Genomic DNA, 17509 nt, shown 5'->3' with positions numbered 1-17509 from the left:
GAAGACGAAGGCCCTCCGCAAGCGCGGGGGGCCTTTGCCGTGCGCTCGGGGTCACCCCGGCGCCGGCAGGCGCGGCTGGGGGTCCGGGGGTTATCCGCCGGGGAATACAGCATCCGCGTGTCCGGGGTTCGAGTCCCTGATGGCGCACCTGAAGACGAAGGCCTCTCGCTACGGCGGGGGCCTTCGTCATGTCCGCCGTCGTTGCGGCCGCGGGGCTCCGCCCCGGACCCCGCGGCTCAAGCGCCGCAGGGGCTTAAAAGATCTGCTCAAGCGCCGCAGGGGTTTGATAGATCAAGCCCTGCCGGTGAATGACGCGCTGGGGCTGGAATGGCCCACTTCCCAGCCCCGCCGACGATTGAGGCGCGGGGTCCGGGGCGGAGCCCCGGGTGCGCAGTCACGGTGCCGGTGTGGGGTCAGATGGCCAGGGACAGGAGGACCGGCGCCGCCTCCTTGTTGAGCTGATGTGCCGCGTCGTGCAAACGGTGCGCATGCTCCAGCGGCAGCGAAAGCGCCAGGCACCCCACCGCCGCCCCCGCCGTAATGGGAACCGCCGCGCACACCGTGCCCACCGCGTACTCCTGAAGATCGAGCACCGGCACCGTCGACGGCTGCGCCGCGAGCCGGGACAGCAGCACCTTCTCGCTGGTGATCGTGCGCGAGGTGAGCCGCGCCATCTTGTGGCGGGAGAGGTGGTCGCGCCGCCCGTTCATGTCCAGCTGGCCCAGGAGGCTCTTGCCGATCGCGCTCGCGTGCGCCGAGACGCGGAAGTCCACCCACTCGTTGACCGCGGGCGTCTGCGGCCCCGTCGCGATCTGCGTGATCCGGATCTCCCCGTCGACGTAACGGCTCATGTAGACCGCCGCGCCCACGTCGTCCCGCAGTCGGTCGAGCGTGATCTGGAGCTTGGCCGTGAGCGCGGCCGCCTGGCCCTCGGCGGCGCCGAGCCGGGTCAGGGTCTCGCCGGTGACGTACGCCCCGTCGGCGACCTGCTGGACGTACCCCTCGCGGCGCAGCATGCGCAGCAGGGCCGTCAGCTGGTCGGCGGGCAGCCCGGTGGCGCTCGCCAGCTCCGTGTCGGTGATGCCCTTGCCCCGGTGCGCGACGGTCTCCAGTACGCGCAACGCGTGCTGCACCGCCTCGTGCGGCTGGTGCGGGGTCGCACCCTGCTCGTGCTTCAGCGCCACGGTTCTTCCCCCTGCATGGACCGGTTCCGGACAGCTGGGCTGGAGTCCACGATAGCCGCCAACACCCCCTTTGGGGGCGGTGGTTGGGGAGATTGGTGGCGCGCCCCATGCCTCTCAGCAGGAACGCGCCACCATGGCATATGCCAAAGTCATGCACCACTCGGTGAGCGGCTGGTCACAGCACGGCGCTCAGGAATTCCTGGGTGCGCTCGTGCTCCGGCTCGCTGAAGATCTTCTCCGGCGAACCGGACTCGATGATGCGCCCCGAGTCGAACATCAGGACCTGGTCCGAGATGTCGCGGGCGAAGCTCATCTCGTGCGTGACGCACAGCATGGTGATGTCCGTGGTGCGCGCGATGTCACGAAGGACGTCGAGCACCCCCGCCACCAACTCCGGGTCGAGCGCCGACGTGACCTCGTCCAGGAGCAGCACCTGCGGCCGCATCGCCAGCGCGCGGGCGATCGCCACACGCTGCTGCTGGCCGCCGGAGAGCTGCGAGGGGTACGCCTCGCATCGGTCGCCGAGCCCGACCATGTCGAGCAGCTCCTTGGCCCGCTGCTCCGCCTCGTCCTTGGACAGGCCGAGCACATTGACCGGGGCCTCGGTGATGTTGCGCAGCACGTTCATGTTCGGGAACAGGTTGAACTGCTGGAAGACCATCCCGATGTTCTTGCGGATCTCGCGGATGTGCTTCTCGCCGGCCTGGACGAGCTTGCCGTCCTTCTGCTCGTGCGTGAGGTAGTCGCCGCCCACCTTGATGGTGCCCTCGTCGGGCTTCATCAGCGTCATCAGGAGCCGCAGGATCGTGGTCTTGCCGGATCCGGACGGGCCGATCAGCGTGACGTGCTTGCCGGAGTCGACGGAGAAGTCCAGGTTGTCGAGCACGGTGTTGCTGCCGAACCGCTTGGTGACCTTGTCGAAGCGGATGAGCTCGCTGCCGTCGACGGCAGGATTGGGAGTTTCCTGGGAAGTGCTGCTGTCAGCGGACAAGACGACGCTCCAAAACTCGCAGAAGAAGAGAGGCCGGGTAGGCGATGACGATGAAGGCGACACCGACGATGCTGATGGCCTCGAAGGTGAAGGTGGTCTGGCTGAAGCCCTGGGCCTCGCCCAGCATGTCCAGCGCGCCGATCGCCATGATCTGCGGCGATTCCTTCAACATGACGATCACGTAGTTGCCGAGCGCGGGAATCACCCTGCGCACGGCCTGCGGCAGGATCACCGCGCGCCAGGTGCGGCCCTTGGACAGGCTGAGCGCCGTGGCCGCCTCCCACTGGCCGACGGGCACGCCCTCGATGCCCGCCCGGTAGACCTCGGACGTGTACGTCGAGTAGTGCAGGCCGAGCCCGACGATGCCGGTGGTCAGCGGGGACATCGAGATGCCCATGGAAGGAACGACGTAGAAGAGGAAGAACAGCTGCACCAGGAGCGGGGTGTTGCGGATGAACTCGGTGAGCACCGTCACCGGCCAGCTGATCCACTTCTGCTCCGAGCGCTGGGCGATCGCCCACACCAGGCCGAGGACGAAGGCGATGATCGCGCCCCAGACGAGGGCCTGGAGCGTGACGAGTACGCCGTCCCAGAACTGCGGCATGAAGTCCGCGACGTTGGACCAGTCCCAGTTCACTTGGCACCTCCGGCACCGGTGACGGCGTCGATCGTCGACTTGGAGCGCATACCGCCGAGGAACACGCGCAGTCCGCCCTGCTCGGGCGCCTGGCCGACGCGGTTCTTGGCGTGCCGCTCAAGCAGGCGCATGAGGCGGGTGAAGACGAAGGCGAACACGAAGTACAGGACCAGCAGCAGCGTGTAGACCGGCGCGCTGTCACCGGAGACGAGCCGCTTGAGGTTGCCCGCGAACGTCATGTCGGCCACCGCGATGAGGGACACAAGCGAGGTTCCCTTGAGCAGCTCGATCAGCAGGTTGTTGAACGGCGGGATCATCTCCGGCCAGGCCTGCGGGATCTCGATGCGGCGCAGGCGCTGGGTGCGCGTGAAGTTGAGGGCGATGCCCGCCTCGCGCTGCGCGGGCGGCACCGCGGCGAGTGCGCCGCGCACGATCTCCGAACCGTAGGCGCCGTAGGTGATGCTGAGCGCCAGGATGCCCGCGAACATCGGCTGGAAGCTGATCTGGAACAGCATCGGCACGGTGAACGCGATCCAGAACATGAAGACCAGTGAGGACGTGCTGCGGAAGATCTCGAAGTACGCCCCGGACAGGAAGCGCACGATCCATACGTTGGACGTGCGCAGGACGCCGATGATGAACGCGACGACGAAGGCGATGACCGCGCTGAGGATCGTGACCTCGAGCGTGATCCAGATACCCGGCAGGAACCAGTTCTCGAAGAACTTGGCGGACATCATGAGGCGGCTCCCTTGGCAGGAGGGCAGAGTTTCTCGACCGTGAGGTCGGTCATCTCCTTCTCGGTGAAGCCGAAGGGCCGCATGATGCGCAGGAGTTCACCGCTGTCCTTGAGCTTGTGCAGCTCCTTGTTGAAAGCGTCGCGCAGGCTCTTCTCCGACTTCCGGAACGCGAATCCGCCTGCTCCGTAGACCGGCTTTCCGTCCACGTAGGGCTGGAAGGGCTCGACGGCCTCGACCCCGCTCTTGCCCTTGATCACCGTGCGGACCGTGACGGCCGTGCCGGCGAAGGCGTCGACCCTGCCCTGGCGCACGGCGTCGAGCCCGGCGACCTGGTCGGGCAGGATCAGCATGTCCTTGATGCCCAGGGCCTTGGCGGTATCGATCTCCGCGTAGGCCGTGCCCGTCGCGAACTTCAGCTTCTTGTCCGCGATTTCCTTGTACGTCTTGATGCCGTGCGGGTTTCCCTTGCGCACGATGAACGAGTCGGGCATCAGATAGTCCGGATCCGAGAACAGCACCTGCGCACAGCGGTCCGGGTTGATGTACATCCCCGCCGACACCACATCGAACTGCTGCGCTTGGGTGAGCCCGGGAATCAGCGCGCTGAACTGCGTCGGCACCGCTTTCACCTTGGGCACCCCGAGGCGCGGGAAAATCACCTTGGCGATCGCCGGCGCCTCTCCCGTGACCTCGCCGTTCTCGTCGATGTAGCCGAACGGGACCTCGCCCGCCACACCGATCTTGACCTCGCCCGCGTCGCGCATCCGGTCCAGCAGGTCCCCGCCCTCGACCTTCCCCTCCTCCGGCACGCGGGAGCAGGCCGCGGTGCCGAACACACCCAGCGCCGCCGCTCCCGCACCGTAGAGCAGAGAGCGGCGGCGTACTGGTCTGGCGATGAATCCCTCATTGTTACCAAGTGGTGGAGCCATGGCGCGCCATTACCCGAAGCCCCGAGAGGTATGCCTATCGTTTTCAGCCCTTGATAAAGCCGAGACCTGAATTCATAGCAATACGGCCATATCCTAACTTCGCGCGATTCGGGCCGTGTTGGGAGTGGAGTGACTCGCCACTCCGGCCTCGTAGAACGCGTGCGCACTCCTGAGTACGAGATCGTCCCTGTGCCGCGCGGCCACGAGCTGGAGGCCGACCGGAAGTCCGTCCCCGTCGAACCCCACGGGCACGGAGGCGGCGGGCTGTTGGGTCAGGTTGAAGGGGTACGTGAACGGGGTCCAGCCCGTCCACCGGTGCAGCCCGGAGCCCCCCGGAACCTCAACTCCCGCCTCGAACGCGGTGATCGGCACCGTCGGCGTCACCAACAGGTCGTACGTCGAGTGGAAGGCGCCCATCCGCCGCCCGAGTTCCATCCGCGCGTCGACCGCCGCCAGGTAGTCGAGCGCGCTGTACCGGGCGCCCCGGGCGCATATCTCCCGCAGTCCGGGGTCGAGCAACTGTCGCCTGGACGCCGGGAGATGCTGCACCACGCGGGCCGCCCCGCTGAACCACAGCGTGTGGAATGCCTCGACCGCACCCGCGCCGTGCCCGACCTGGATGGCCGGATCCACCTCCTCCACATAGGCACCGAGCTCGGCGAGCCGCGTCACCGCCGCGCGCACCACCGCTGCGACGTCGGGCCGCACCGCCACCTGCCCGCCCAGCGTCGGCGAGTACGCGACCCGCAGCCCGCGCACCCCGCCGTGCAGCGCCTCCCGGAAGCCGCCGAACGGCGGCCCGGAGGCCGACCAGTCCCGCGCGTCGGGGCCCGAGATCACATCCATCATGAGCGCCGCGTCGGCCGCCGTGCGGGCCAGCGGCCCCACGTGCGACAGCGTCCCGAACGCGGACGCCGGGTACAGCGGCACCCGCCCGTACGTCGGCTTGAGGCCGAAGATCCCGCAGAAGGACGCCGGGATCCGCACCGAACCCCCGCCGTCCGTACCGAGCGACAGCGGCCCCGCCCCCACCGCGACCGCCGCCGCGCTCCCGCCGCTCGAACCACCCGCCGTACGCGATGTGTCGTACGGATTGCGGGTCGCGCCGGACAGCGGCGAGTCGGTCACGCCCTTCCAGCCGAACTCGGGTGTCGTCGTCTTGCCGACGAGGACCGCGCCCTGCTCGCGCAGCCGGGCCACGGAGGGGGAGTCCTCGTCCCAATTCCCTTCTGTGGAGACGGTTTTGGAGCCGCGCAGCGTCGGCGCGCCCTTCTGCAACAGGATGTCCTTCACCGACACCGGCACCCCGTCGACCAGGCCCGTCGGCCCGCCCTCGCGCCACCGCCGCGAGCTCTCCTCCGCCTGGGCGAGCGCCCTCTCCGCGTCGACCCGTACGAAGGCGTTCAGCGCCGGGTCCGTCTCCTCGATCCTCGCGAGCACGGCGCGCGTCGCGTCGACCGGACTGAACTCTCCCTTGCGATATCCCTCGATGAGGTCCTGCGCGGTCAGTCCGATGAGCTCGCCCGTCATCCGCCCTCCAGCACCAGTGCTCGCGTTACGTTGCCGGGGGCCTACCCAGGATCACCTCGTGACGCACGGACATCGCGGGGAAACCGTCCGGCAATGAAGATCCGTTTTCCTGGACGCGAGAAGTCGGGAGGGTCCACAACACCTGCCGACATGTGCGGATTGACCCCGCAGGCACCGGAACCTACCGTCGACAACAGAGGTACTCAACCGGGTTCCTGCACCTTGTTTCGCGCTGTCGCTGTCCCGACGTCCCGGCGGTTCGCCGGCTCAAGCACCACACCGGCATTGATCAGTCAGCTGAACATGGGGCCTGCTCATGGACGTCTCATTCCTGGGGGGACCGAAACCGCAGCGCGGTGTGGGCGTCGTCGCCCCGTTCGACTTCGCTCTCGACCGCGAGCTGTGGCGCTGGGTGCCCGACCACGTCTCCCTCCACCTCACCCGTACTCCATTCGTGCCCGTCGAGGTCGGTCTCGATCTGGCGCGCCTGGTCAGCGAGCACGAGACGCTCGGCGAGGCGGTGCGCGCGCTCGGCGCCACCGGTCCTGAAGTCCTCGCGTACGCCTGCGCCTCCGGCAGCTTCGTCGGCGGTGTCGCGGGGGAGCGGGCGCTCTGCGCGGCGATGCGGCGGGCCGGCGAACTGCCCGCCGTCACCACGTCGGGCGCCATGCTCGAGGCCCTGGCCGAGGTGGGCGCGCGCCGCGTCGCACTCGTCACCCCCTATACGCGCTCGGTCACCGAATCGCTGGAGGAGTATCTGGCGGAGGCGGGCATCACGGTCACCGGGCGGGCCTTCCTCGGACTGACCCGGCACATCTGGAAGGTGCCCTACCGGGACGTGGCGGAGATGGCCAGGGAAGCGGGGCGCTCCGGGGCCGACGCGCTCTTCATCAGCTGCACCAACCTGCCGACGTACGACGTCATCCCGCAGCTCGAGGCGGAGCTGCGGATCCCGGTGATCTCGGCCAATCAGGCCACGATGTGGGCAGCACTCGCCCGACTGGGTACCCGTGCCGTGGGCCCCTACCAGGCGCTGCTCGATCCGGCGGCGCGGGTGTGGCCCCCGGCGGAGCTGCCGCAGGCGATGCCTCCGGAGGATCTGCCGAGGGAACGGTCGAAGGAACAGGAAGGGTGGGCGTAGGACATGACCTCGCTGGGATTTCTGTACCCCGGACACTCCGCGGAGGACGACTATCCGCGTATCGAGATGCTGATCGACAGCGATGTGCGGCTGTCCGTCGTCCACACCGACATCGGAGAGGACGCGCACCGTGTCGACGCGCTGCTGGAGATGGGCGCGCCCGACCGCCTCGCCGCGGGCGTCGAGGAGCTGCGGCTCTCCGGCGCGGAGGCGGTGGTCTGGGCGTGCACGTCCGGAAGCTTCGTCTTCGGCTGGGACGGCGCGCACGAGCAGGTCCGCGGGCTCGCGATGGCGGCGGGGCTGCCCGCCTCCAGTACGTCCTTCGCCTTCGCGCACGCGTTGCGGGAGGTGCGGGCGCGGCGGGTGGCGGTCGCCGCGACGTATCCGGAGGACGTGGCGGACCACTTCGCCGCGTTCCTGAAGGCGGCCGGGGCGGAGGTGGCCTCGGTCCGGGGGAGCGGGATCGTCACGGCGGCCGAGGTGGGGACGTGGGGGTGGGACGAGGTGCGGGCGATGGCCCGTGCGGGTGACCACGCCGACGCGGAGGCGGTGCTTTTGCCGGACACGGCGTTGCACACGGCGGCGTATGTCCGGGACCTGGAGGCGGACCTCGGTAAGCCGGTACTCACCGCCAACCAGGTCACAGTGTGGGAGTCCTTGCGCCTGGTCGACCGCCGGGTCAACGCGCCGGCCCTGGGCGCGCTCTTCACGAAGGAGCCGCTGGTCCAGGTGTGACGCCACGGGGCTCCGCCCCGGACCCCGCGCCTCAATCGCCGGCGGGGCTTGATCTATCAAGCCCCTGCGGCGCTTGAGCAGGCCCGTCCGGCAGGACACTGTTCAGCCCCTCCGGCGATTGAGCAGGCCCGTCCGGCAGGACTTTCGGGAAGGGGTGGGGTGGGGGAATAAAGCGGAGTAGGCCTCCGTTACGCAGGGGTCGAGCCACCCACCCGTAACAAACGTATTCGCAGGAGGACCCGTGATCCGCGGCGCAGCCCTCGGGACCGCACCCACCCCGCTCTCCGTCCTGGACCTGGTCACCGTCGGAGCGGGTCGCACGGCCACCGACGCCCTCCGCACCAGCGTCGACATCGCCCGCCTCGCCGAGTCCCGCGGCTACCACCGCTACTGGGTCGCCGAGCACCACTCGATGCCGGGCGTCGCCTCCAGCAGCCCCGCCGTGATCCTGGCCCACCTGGCCGCCCACACGGACCGCATCCGCCTCGGCTCCGGTGGCGTCATGCTCCCGAACCACGCCCCGCTCGTGATCGCGGAACAGTTCGGCACGCTGGAAGCGATGGCCCCGGGCCGCGTCGACCTCGGCCTCGGCCGCGCCCCCGGCACCGACGGCGCCACCGCCGCCGCCCTGCGCCGCTCGGACCGCCTGAACGAGGGCGCGGACGACTTCCCGCAGCAGCTCGTCGAGCTCACCCGCTTCCTCGACGACGACTTCCCCGACGGCCACCCGTACTCCCGGATCCACGCCGTCCCCGGCCCCGTCCAGGCCACCTCCCCCGGCGGCGTACAGGACCCGAACCGCCCGCCGGTCTGGCTGCTCGGCTCCTCCGGCTTCAGCGCCCGGCTTGCCGCGACCCTCGGCCTCCCGTTCGCCTTCGCGCACCACTTCTCGGCGCAGAACACCATCCCGGCGCTCGACCTGTACCGCGAGAACTTCCGTCCGTCCGAGCTGCTCTCCGAGCCCTACGCCGTCATCGGCGTCTCGGCCCTCGCGACGGACGACGACGGCACGGAGGCCCGCCGCCAGGTCCTCGCGGCCGCCCTCAACATGGTCCGGCTGCGCACCGGCCGTCCCGGCCTCGTCCCGACCCCCGAAGAGGCCGAGGCGTACCAGTTCAACGAGATGGAGCAGGAGTTCATCAACTCCTGGAACTCCAACGTCATCCACGGCACCCCCGACGAGGTCCGCGCCGGCCTCGACGACCTGCAAAAGCGCACGGGCGCGGACGAGTTGATGCTCACGGCCAACGCCCACGGCGGCGACGTACGCCTGCGTTCCTACGAACTCATCGCGGACGCCTACGGGTTGCCGCGCGCCTGACGCGGTAGCGGCGGCGGATCATCCGCGCTCCGCGAGGAGCCCGGAGATGCGATCCGCCGCCACCGGCCGCGAGTAGAGCCACCCCTGCCCGGTGTCGCACCCGAGCCGGCGCAGCCGCTCCGCCTGCTCCGCCGTCTCCACGCACTCGGCGGTCACGGTGAGCCCGAGCCGGTGCGCCAACTGCACGAGCGCCTCGACGATCATCGCGTCCGCCGGCTCCGCGGGCGCGGTCCCGTCACCCTGGAACCCCCGCACGAACGCCCCGTCGAGCTTGAGCACCGACACCGGCAGCCGGCTGAGGTACGCGAGGTTGGAGTACCCGGTGCCGAAGTCGTCGATGGCGATGCGCACCCCCATGTCGCTCAGCGCCCTGAGCGCCTGCAACGGCCGGCCCGTCGGCCCCATCACGGCGGACTCGATCAGCTCCAACTGGAGGAGTTCCGGCGGGAGTCCGGTCTCGGCGAGGATCTGCGCGACGTCGGACACCAGGTCCGAGTCCCACATCTGACGCACCGCCACATTGACGCTCATGAACACCGGCCGCGCCTCGGGGTGCTCCACCTGCCAGCGCCGCGCCTGCGCGCACGCCGTCCGCAGCACCCACCGCCCCAACTCCACGATGGAGCCGTCCTCTTCGGCCAGTGCGATGAACCGATTCGGCGTCAGTAGGCCGAATTGCGGGTGCCGCCAGCGCACCAGCGCCTCGACGCCGCGCAGCGCACCGTCCGCCATCTCCACCAACGGCTGGTACTCCAGGGTGAATTCACCCCGGTCGACCGCGGGCCGCAGGCTCGACGACAGGGCCTGACGGGTCATCCGGTGGGCGTTGCGCTCCGGATCGAAGAAGGTCCAGCGGGCCTTGCCGTCCGCCTTCGCCCAGTACAGCGTGGTGTCGGCCGCCTGCATCAGGGCCGTCGTGCTGGTGCCCGTGACCTGCCGCTCGACCACGCCGATGGAGGCGGACACCGACACCTGGTGACCGGCCAGGTCGAAGGGCTCCCGCAGCGCGTCGAGCACCGCGCGGGCGAGCGCGGCCAGCTGCTCCGTACCGGTGGAGTCCTCGACGAGCAGCGCGAACTCGTCCCCGCCGAGCCGGGCCACCAGCGGGGCGCCCGTGGCGTTCTGCGCATGGTCCGCGCAGTGCGTGAGCCGCTCGGCGACGGCGACGAGCAGCCGGTCGCCGACGGGATGCCCGAGCGAGTCGTTGACCGCCTTGAACCCGTCGAGATCGAGCAGACAGAGCCCCACCCGCCCGGTCGCCCCCGCACTCTCGTACGCCCCTGGGCTCTCGTACGCTCCCGTCTCCAGGGCGGTGCAGACGCGCTCGAAGAACAGGGCGCGATTGGGCAGCCGGGTCAGCGGATCGTGCAGCTCCAGGTGGTGCAGCCGGTCCTGGAGACCGCGGTGCGCGGTGATGTCGCCGAGCGAGAGCAGCACCGCCTCCGCGTCCGGGAGCGGTGACACCGTGACGCGCAGCCACATCGAGTGGCCCGAGGGGTGCTTGAGGCGGCGGGTGCGGCTGAGCCGGGCCTGCCGCCCGCGCAGGATCTCCTGGTAGGCGTCCGCGGTGCGCGGGTCCGAGTGCAGGTCGACCAGTTCGTCGACAGCGCGGCCGATGAGCTGCCGGGCACCTCCGCCGGTGTTCTCCTCGCACAGCAGGGCGCACGCGGCGTCGTTGGCGCCGCGAATCACGCCGGCGCGATCGACGACCGCCATGGCCAGCGGCGACGTCGCGAAGGCCGACCGCACGCCGTCACTTTCCGTGATGCCCAAGGGCTCTGTGATCACTGAGGGCTCTGTGCTGACCGAGGGCTCTGTGGCCTCTGAGTTCGCGGAGTTCTCGGAGGTCTCCGTGAACCCCCGGAACTCCGCGAGGGGGTCGTGGCGCAGGCCGGGCGGGGCCACCCAGTGCGCGGTCGTGGGCCCTTCGGGCTGTGCGCTCACCGCTCGCTCCCGTGGTGCGTCGGATGGTTGCGTGATCTGCTGCGGCCGGGTCCCGGCAGGAAAGTGTGCCGATCATAGGGCCAGGTCGAACGGCCTATCCAGCCTGGATCACGGGGTGCGTGGGTTCCGGGCCGCCGCGCCCGCCCCGGTAGATCGTTTCTGCTCGCTGCTGCCCCACCTCCTGTCGCTCCCCGATCGCGGCCGATCGTCTGTGACGTTCCGTTATCGGCTGGAGTGTCGTGCGCTCACTCATCCGGGCCAGATAAACAGGGCATAGCACATCAAATGCCAACACTCTGGGTTCGGTGTCCCGCATTCCCGTCCCGGAGGTCGACTTGCCGCGTCCGCAGCCACTCGGGGGAGTGGCCACGCCACGCCCGCGCGCACTCGCGGCGGCGCTCACCGCCTTCGCCGCCGTGGCCGCCATGGGACTCCTCGCCGGTCCGGCCTCGGCCGTTCCGTTCGCGGGGCCGTGCGCCCTGGAGCGCACTCCGGCGCACCACTCCGAGGGCCTGGACACCTGGAATCCGGCGTACTCGAAGCCCGAGAAGACCCTCAACGCCGTGATGGTCTTCCTCTCGTTCCCCGACTCGCGGCCGCTGGCCACGCCGGACGAGCTGGCCTCCGACTACTTCCCGGCCACCAGCCGCTTCTTCGACCGGGCCTCGTACGGAAAGTTCTCCCTGGTCCCGCATCCGCAGCGGCGGTGGACCCGGATGCCGCACGCATCGACCACGTACGCCATACAGCGCGACTGGGACGCCGCGCACCGCAGCGCATATCTGCAAGATGCCCTGAAGGCGGCGGATCCGCACACGGACTTCAGTAAGTACGACGTCGTCTACTTCGTCGCAGACCCGGACGCGCCCGGCGTCGACTCCGACGCGACGAAGGTCGTGAACTTCGACCGGCCGATGCGCGCGGACGGCACGGACATCCGTCGCATCGTGACCGTCTTCGAGCGCCATCCGCCGGACCGGAACGTCCTCGCGCACGAGACCGGTCACGTCTTCGACCTGCCCGACCTCTACCACCGGCCCACCGACGGCAAGGGGGACTGGGACACGTACGTCGGGGACTGGGACGTCATGGGCAGCCAGTTCGGCCTGTCGCCGGATCTGTTCGGCTGGCACAAGTGGAAGCTGGGGTGGCTGGAGCGGCGGCAGGTGGCGTGTGTGAAGCGGAGTGGTGAGACGCGGTTGACGCTGGAGCCGTTGAGTTCGGGGGAGCGGGGGGCGGGGGCGCCGTTCGGTACGGGGGGTGGCACCAAGCTCGCCGTCATTCGTACGGGGGTCGACAGTGCCATCGCGCTCGAGGCGCGGGGTGGGTCCGGCAATGATGCGGCGACCTGTAGTCGGGGTGTCCTCGTGTACCGCGTACGCAGCGACTCCTCGTCCGGGGGCGGGCCCATGGAGGTCCTGGACGCGCATCCCCGTACGGAGGCCTGTTACGGCGAGTCCGTCTACCCGCCCCTGGCCGACGCGCCCGTGGGGGTGGGGGAGACCTTCACGGTGCCGGGCGACGACATCCGCGTCGAGGCGGAGGGCCGGACGGCGTCGGGGGCGTGGACGGTGCGGGTGACGACGTCGGGTTGATCGTGCACCGGCACCGTCGTTGCGGTCGCGGGGCTCCGCCCCGGACCCCGCGCCTCAATCGCCGGCGGGGCTTAAAAACAACCGCCGGCGCGGCTTGAGAGATCAGCCGCCGGCGGGGCTTGATCTATCAAGCCCCGCCGGCGATTGAGGCGAATCTTTTAAGCCTCTGCGGCGCTTGAGCCGCGGGGTCCGGGGCGGAGCCTCGCGGCCGCAACGACGGCGGACATGACGAAGGCCCCCCGCCGTAGCGAGAGGCCTTCGTCTTCAGGTGCGCCATCAGGGACTCGAACCCCGGACTCGCGGATGCTGTATTCCCCGGGGGATAACCCCCGGACCCCCAGCCGCGCCTGTCGGCGCCGGGGTGACTCCGAGCGCACGGCAAAGGCCCCCCGCGCTTGCGGAGGGCCTTCGTCTTTCAAGTGCGCCATCAGGGACTCGAACCCCGGACACGCGGATTAAGAGTCCGCTGCTCTAACCAACTGAGCTAATGGCGCCGGTTGACGTCGTAGACATTAGCACCAGGATCGGGGGCAGGAAAAATCGAAATCCGCACCGCGGCCTGCGCACTCGCGCGCGCCGCCCTGACGCATGCCCAGCGCATCACCTCGGGCCCCGGGAGCCAGGGGTGACGGGTGTCGGGGGCGACCACCCAGCGGGACTCCTGGCGCTGGTCGGGCCGGAGGGCGGCGTGGGTCGTGGGGGCCGGGCCGGTGACCGCGTCGCCGGCGCCGTGGTAGAGCAGCGGCGGCACCGAGGGGCCCCACTCCTCCCAGTGGAGGAGGGCCGGCAGGCGCTGCGCCGTGCCCGGCGCGGTGAACAGGAGCATGCGGCCCCGGTGCGTGGCGACGGGCCCCGATCCGGGCCCCTCGGACCAGAGCCGGTCTAACATCCGCCGGCCGAAGATCGCGGGCACGTTCACCACGTCGAAGGCGGATCCGCAGGGGAGGACGACGGGGGCCGTGGGCCGCGCCTCCCAGTGGGCGAGCGTGGAGCGGGGGTACGCCCCGGCGGAAGCGAGCCAGGCGGCGCCCTCGGGAGTGACGTCGCAGATGTCGAAGTGGTCGCGCTTGCCAGGGGTCGTGGCCGACGGGTCGTGGGGGGTGTACGGAGGCGTCGCAGTACTCATGCCTCATACATCTACAGGGGGTGAAGGCGCGATCGCCATGGGTTGCGGAAAATCGGGACAGGAGTGGGCGGGGTGGAGTATCTTGCCCACTGGCATATGCCAAATGATCTTTCTGGTGCCCGTGGCCCTCGCGGTACGCCCCCGTCACGACCCTCGTTACTGCGTCCGCTCCTGAGCCCCGCGCAGCAGATCACGGCCGAACTCGACCATCCTCTTCGCGTAGTCCTCGGTCCAGTCCGCGCGCTCCGCGATGTCCGCCGTGGTGAGCCGGTCGAAGCGGCGCGGGTCCGCGAGCTGGGCCGCGGCGACGGCCTGGAACTCCATGGACCGGTCCGCCGCCGAGCGGAACGCGTGCGTCAGCTCCGTGGCGCGGGTGAGCAGCTCGCGGGGGTCCTCGATGGACTCCAGGTCGAAGAAGTGCTCCGGGTCGGCGGACGCCTCCGCGGGTTCGAAGATCAGCGGGGCGGGTCGTAGCCGGGGCTGGTGGGTACGGTCGGGCTCCGCCATGGTGCGGCCTCCTGTTGCCGGGGTGGCCCGCGGTTCCGTGTCGGGCCACCTTCCATTGTCCGTCGGCCCGCAAGAGGGCGGGTGGGCTCCGCCCGGTGGGCCGGGGTGAAAGATCGGGGCTCTGCCCCGTACCCCGCTGGCTCTCGTCCAAAGAGCGGGGCTTAAAAAGGGACCCGGTGTTCGGTCAGGCGGGACAGGACGGAGTGGTTGGCTTCCCAGCCGTCCGGGAATTTGACGGTCACGCCGAGTTGTACCGGGTCCGCCGACGGGTGTTCGTCCAGGAGGTCCGCGACGCCGGCCCGGCACACCACCACGCACGCGTGCCGATGCCGCGACGCGAGGACGCAGAGTCGGCCCGTCTCCAAGTGGAACGCCGTCGCGTCCGGGCGGCCGGACAGTGGGTGCAGCACGACGGTGACGTCGTACTCCCGGCCCTGGAGGCGGTTCGCCGTGTCCACGGTGACGTCGTGGACGTCGAGGTCCGTCAGCGCCGCCCGTACCGCCGCCGCCTGGTCGCGGTGCGCGGTGCCGACGCAGATCCGCTCGGCCGTCAGCGGGCCCTCGCCGGACTCGGAGCGCGTGACACCGTCCCGGTCGAGCAGCCGCCGTACGACCAGGGCCACCGCCCGGACCGCCTCCGGGTCCGTACGCGGTGTGTGTGCGGCGGGCAGTTCGAGCAGGCCCCAGCCGGCGGCCGCCGCCTCGTCGATGACGCGGTCGGGGCCCGAACCGTCCGATTCCGTAAGGAAGTTCAGCTCACGGTCGCCCTCGTCCGTGCCGCTGCGGAACGGTGTGTACGGGTAGAAGGCGTCGGAGACCAGCGGCGCCGCGGAGGCCGGGAGGCGCCAGGAGACCGGGAGGCGGTGCTGCGGCAGCTGCGGGTTGTGGGCCAGCAGCGTCGACACCGCCGAGGCCGACGGGTCGTAGGAAAGGCCCGCCCACTGCTCCGCCCCGACGATCGAGAACGGGTCCAACTGCCCCGGATCGCCCACGAACAGCGCCCGCTCGAACAGCCCCGCGACGGCCAGCAGGGAGTCGGAGCGCATCTGGTACGCCTCGTCGACGATCGCGTGTGGCCACGGCCCTCCCGCGTCGTCGGCCTTGACGTGCGCCCACTTCGCGGCCGTCGACACGACGATCGGCAGCGGGGCCAGATCGCCGACCTTCGTGGACAGGCGGACGTTCGGCAGGTCGTCGAGCGCCTTGTCGTACGCGTCCGGGTCGCTGCTGTGCAGCCGGCCGACCACGAGCTCCGGGTTCTTCACGTGGAGGCGCAGGACCAGGTCGTCCACCTGCGCGTTCGTCTGCGCCACGATCATCAACGGGCGGCCCGCCTCGGCGAGTTCGAGCGCCGCCCGCACCACGAGGGTCGACTTTCCGGCGCCGGGAGGCGAGTCGACGACGATGCCGCGCGCCGTGCCGTGCAGCGTGTCGCGGAGGATGGCGGCGGTGGCCTGCCCGGCCGCATCGGACGGGCTGAGGGCGGTGGTCGGCATGGTCGGCGCGGTCACAGTACGTCCTCCGAAGTCACGGTGTCGGGCGACTCCGCGTCCGTCCCCGGCGGGCCGCCGTGCGTCCACGGTGTCTCCTCCGGGTCCGGCAGCTTGGGGCCGCCGCGCTGCTCGTGCTCGAACAGCGTCCAGCACACCCGCTCGCCCTTCTCCGGCAGCGAGCCCTCGGCCGGTTCCTTGCCGCGCCCCATCTTGTCCAGGACCCGCAGCACGACGGCCCTGCCTCCGTCTTCGTACTCCACGAACTCGGCCGTCTGCGGCTTGCCTTCGAGCGTGCGGTACACCTTCACGCCCGCGCCGAGGCGCGGCCCGTCCGCCGTGCGGAGGGTGACGAGCGGGCGGGGCCGCTTCTTCTCGTTGTACGCGGCCGCCACCTCGGTCACCTCACCGGTGAACGCCTCGCCGGAGAGGCGGCGGCCCGCCATCACCAGCGGGTCGTCCAGCGCCTCCTGCGCGTCCAGGCGGGCCTGCTCGCGCTCGCGCGTGGCCAGCTTGTTCGCCGCCGTCACCGCGTCGTCGCGGCGCGGCTGCGGGGGTTCGCCCGCCAGAACCCGGTCGCGGTGGCCGGTGAACGACCAGCGGTCGCGGGTCCAGCGCTCCGCCGCGTATCCGCCCTCGGGCAGCGTGCACAGCTGGTCGAGGCCGCGCCACACCGCGTCCCACGTGGGCCGCGTGCGGGACTCGACCAGGGCGTGGATCTCCCGCTCGGCGGCGGTCAGTTCGGCGAGTCGGCCCTCGGCCTCGACCGCGTCGTCCGCCGCCGCGTGGCGGGTGCGGGCCTTGTCGTAGCGCTCGATCGCGGGCGCGAGCAGCTTGTTGTCGAACGCGGGGTCCGTGGCGGGGCCCGCCGGCGGGCAGAGCAACTGTCCCTGCCGGTCGCGGTCCAGCTCGGCGCCGAGCGCGGCCGCCGCGCCCGACGTGCCCTCCGGTGCCTCGATCCAGGCGAGCAGCGCGCCCAAGTGCTGGTCCTCCAGGCTCGACTGGCCCGTCGCCCAGTGCCACGACAGGAGGTCCGTCATCGCGAGGAGCAGGGACGAGCCGGGTACGCGTGCGCGCTCCCCGAAGTGCGTGAGCCAGCGGCCGAGGAGCGGGACGTGCGGCGGCGCGGGGTAGGGCGTCTCCGGATCCTGCTCCGCGGTGCGGCGAAAGCGCATCGAGCGGCCGAGGAGCCGGAGGAACTCGATGCCCGCGCGGCCCGGCACGATCATCTGCGGGGCGTCCGCGCACAGTTCGACCTCGACCTTCACCTTCTTGCCGGTCTCCGGGTCGACCTCGCTGCGCTCGGCGGCCTCGACGTCGGTGGCGTACGTGTCGATGTACGGCAGGACCTCGTCGGCCAGCTGCGTCAGGAACGCGAAGCGGAGGTCGCGGTCGCGGGGCTGCGGGACGACCAGGAGCCGCGGCGAGGTCCGCTCGGTGCCGATCAGCGCGCCGAGCGGCGCGCCCGTCTCACCGGCCGTCGTGAGCGGCACGAGGACCAGTGGTCGCTGGGAGAGGTGCCGGTGCCGCACGGTGGCGATCCGCTGGGCCCGCCCCGTGTCGGTGGCCTCCAGCCGGGCCAGGTGATTGATCAGACTCACCGGTGAGTCTCCTTACGGGGTTCTGCGCCGCGAACATT

The 17509-nt window shown here is 70.6% G+C and carries 15 protein-coding genes and 1 tRNA gene; 4 read left to right on the top strand and 12 right to left on the bottom strand.

What is annotated here, in order from left to right; all coding sequences use genetic code 11:
• Nucleotides 1–413 precede the first annotated feature (413 nt).
• The 6 genes from ACWD2L_RS25745 to ACWD2L_RS25720 form a co-directional block, all read right to left on the bottom strand.
• The gene (locus ACWD2L_RS25745; RefSeq protein ID WP_351343409.1) at nt 414–1184 is read right to left on the bottom strand and encodes an IclR family transcriptional regulator; all 771 of its coding nucleotides are present in this window, start codon (nt 1182–1184) and stop codon (nt 414–416) included.
• A 175-nt stretch (nt 1185–1359) separates the two neighbouring features.
• The gene (gene ehuA / locus ACWD2L_RS25740) at nt 1360–2175 is read right to left on the bottom strand and encodes an ectoine/hydroxyectoine ABC transporter ATP-binding protein EhuA (protein WP_351343407.1); all 816 of its coding nucleotides are present in this window, start codon (nt 2173–2175) and stop codon (nt 1360–1362) included.
• Nucleotides 2165–2812 carry an ectoine/hydroxyectoine ABC transporter permease subunit EhuD gene (gene ehuD / locus ACWD2L_RS25735; RefSeq protein WP_351343405.1) on the bottom strand — a complete coding sequence of 216 codons (648 nt, stop codon included), beginning with the start codon at nt 2810–2812 and terminating at the stop codon, nt 2165–2167. The genes ehuA and ehuD overlap by 11 nt, the downstream gene beginning before the upstream one ends.
• Nucleotides 2809–3552 carry an ectoine/hydroxyectoine ABC transporter permease subunit EhuC gene (gene ehuC, locus ACWD2L_RS25730; RefSeq protein ID WP_351343403.1) on the bottom strand — a complete coding sequence of 248 codons (744 nt, stop codon included), beginning with the start codon at nt 3550–3552 and terminating at the stop codon, nt 2809–2811. The genes ehuD and ehuC overlap by 4 nt, the downstream gene beginning before the upstream one ends.
• On the bottom strand, nt 3549–4481 hold the full coding sequence (gene ehuB, locus ACWD2L_RS25725) for an ectoine/hydroxyectoine ABC transporter substrate-binding protein EhuB (protein ID WP_351343401.1): 933 nt from the start codon (nt 4479–4481) through the stop codon (nt 3549–3551). Before ehuB ends, ehuC begins: the two co-directional genes overlap by 4 nt.
• A gap of 93 nt (nt 4482–4574) precedes the next feature.
• A complete protein-coding gene (locus ACWD2L_RS25720; RefSeq protein ID WP_351343399.1) occupies nt 4575–6011 on the bottom strand; it encodes an amidase in 1437 nt (478 codons plus the stop codon).
• A gap of 316 nt (nt 6012–6327) precedes the next feature.
• Between ACWD2L_RS25720 and ACWD2L_RS25715 the strand changes: the two genes are divergently transcribed.
• The 3 genes from ACWD2L_RS25715 to ACWD2L_RS25705 all read left to right on the top strand — a co-directional run bounded on the left by ACWD2L_RS25715 (nt 6328) and on the right by ACWD2L_RS25705 (nt 9208).
• Complete coding sequence (locus ACWD2L_RS25715; protein ID WP_351343397.1) at nt 6328–7152, top strand: maleate cis-trans isomerase family protein; 825 nt, start codon at nt 6328–6330, stop codon at nt 7150–7152.
• Between the two features lie 3 nt (nt 7153–7155).
• Nucleotides 7156–7887 carry a maleate cis-trans isomerase family protein gene (locus ACWD2L_RS25710; protein WP_351343395.1) on the top strand — a complete coding sequence of 244 codons (732 nt, stop codon included), beginning with the start codon at nt 7156–7158 and terminating at the stop codon, nt 7885–7887.
• 241 nt (nt 7888–8128) lie between these two features.
• The gene (locus ACWD2L_RS25705; protein WP_351343393.1) at nt 8129–9208 is read left to right on the top strand and encodes an LLM class flavin-dependent oxidoreductase; all 1080 of its coding nucleotides are present in this window, start codon (nt 8129–8131) and stop codon (nt 9206–9208) included.
• Between the two features lie 18 nt (nt 9209–9226).
• On the opposite strand, the gene ACWD2L_RS25700 is transcribed toward ACWD2L_RS25705, so the two are convergent.
• Nucleotides 9227–11152 carry a putative bifunctional diguanylate cyclase/phosphodiesterase gene (locus ACWD2L_RS25700; RefSeq protein WP_451191531.1) on the bottom strand — a complete coding sequence of 642 codons (1926 nt, stop codon included), beginning with the start codon at nt 11150–11152 and terminating at the stop codon, nt 9227–9229.
• 305 nt (nt 11153–11457) lie between these two features.
• Here ACWD2L_RS25700 and ACWD2L_RS25695 point away from each other — a divergent pair, with 305 nt between their 5' ends.
• Entirely contained in the window at nt 11458–12747 is a 1290-nt protein-coding gene (locus ACWD2L_RS25695) for a M6 family metalloprotease domain-containing protein (protein WP_351343389.1), read from the top strand.
• Between the two features lie 420 nt (nt 12748–13167).
• On the opposite strand, the gene ACWD2L_RS25690 is transcribed toward ACWD2L_RS25695, so the two are convergent.
• The 5 genes from ACWD2L_RS25690 to ACWD2L_RS25670 form a co-directional block, all read right to left on the bottom strand.
• Nucleotides 13168–13241: transfer RNA gene (locus tag ACWD2L_RS25690), tRNA-Lys, on the bottom strand.
• Nucleotides 13232–13873 (bottom strand): bifunctional DNA primase/polymerase, encoded by a 642-nt coding sequence (locus ACWD2L_RS25685; protein WP_351340927.1) that lies wholly within the window; start codon nt 13871–13873, stop codon nt 13232–13234. Before ACWD2L_RS25685 ends, ACWD2L_RS25690 begins: the two co-directional genes overlap by 10 nt.
• A 156-nt stretch (nt 13874–14029) precedes the next feature.
• Entirely contained in the window at nt 14030–14380 is a 351-nt protein-coding gene (locus ACWD2L_RS25680) for a hypothetical protein (RefSeq protein ID WP_351340930.1), read from the bottom strand.
• Nucleotides 14381–14541: 161 nt separating this feature from the next.
• Nucleotides 14542–15876 carry an AAA domain-containing protein gene (locus tag ACWD2L_RS25675; protein WP_351341000.1) on the bottom strand — a complete coding sequence of 445 codons (1335 nt, stop codon included), beginning with the start codon at nt 15874–15876 and terminating at the stop codon, nt 14542–14544.
• Nucleotides 15877–15887: 11 nt separating this feature from the next.
• Complete coding sequence (locus ACWD2L_RS25670) at nt 15888–17471, bottom strand: hypothetical protein (protein WP_351340933.1); 1584 nt, start codon at nt 17469–17471, stop codon at nt 15888–15890.
• Nucleotides 17472–17509 lie beyond the last annotated feature (38 nt).

Source organism: Streptomyces sp. NPDC002754 (assembly GCF_053592315.1).
The sequence above is the reverse complement of the archived record's forward strand: the minus strand, read 5'-3'. Positions and strand labels throughout refer to the sequence as shown.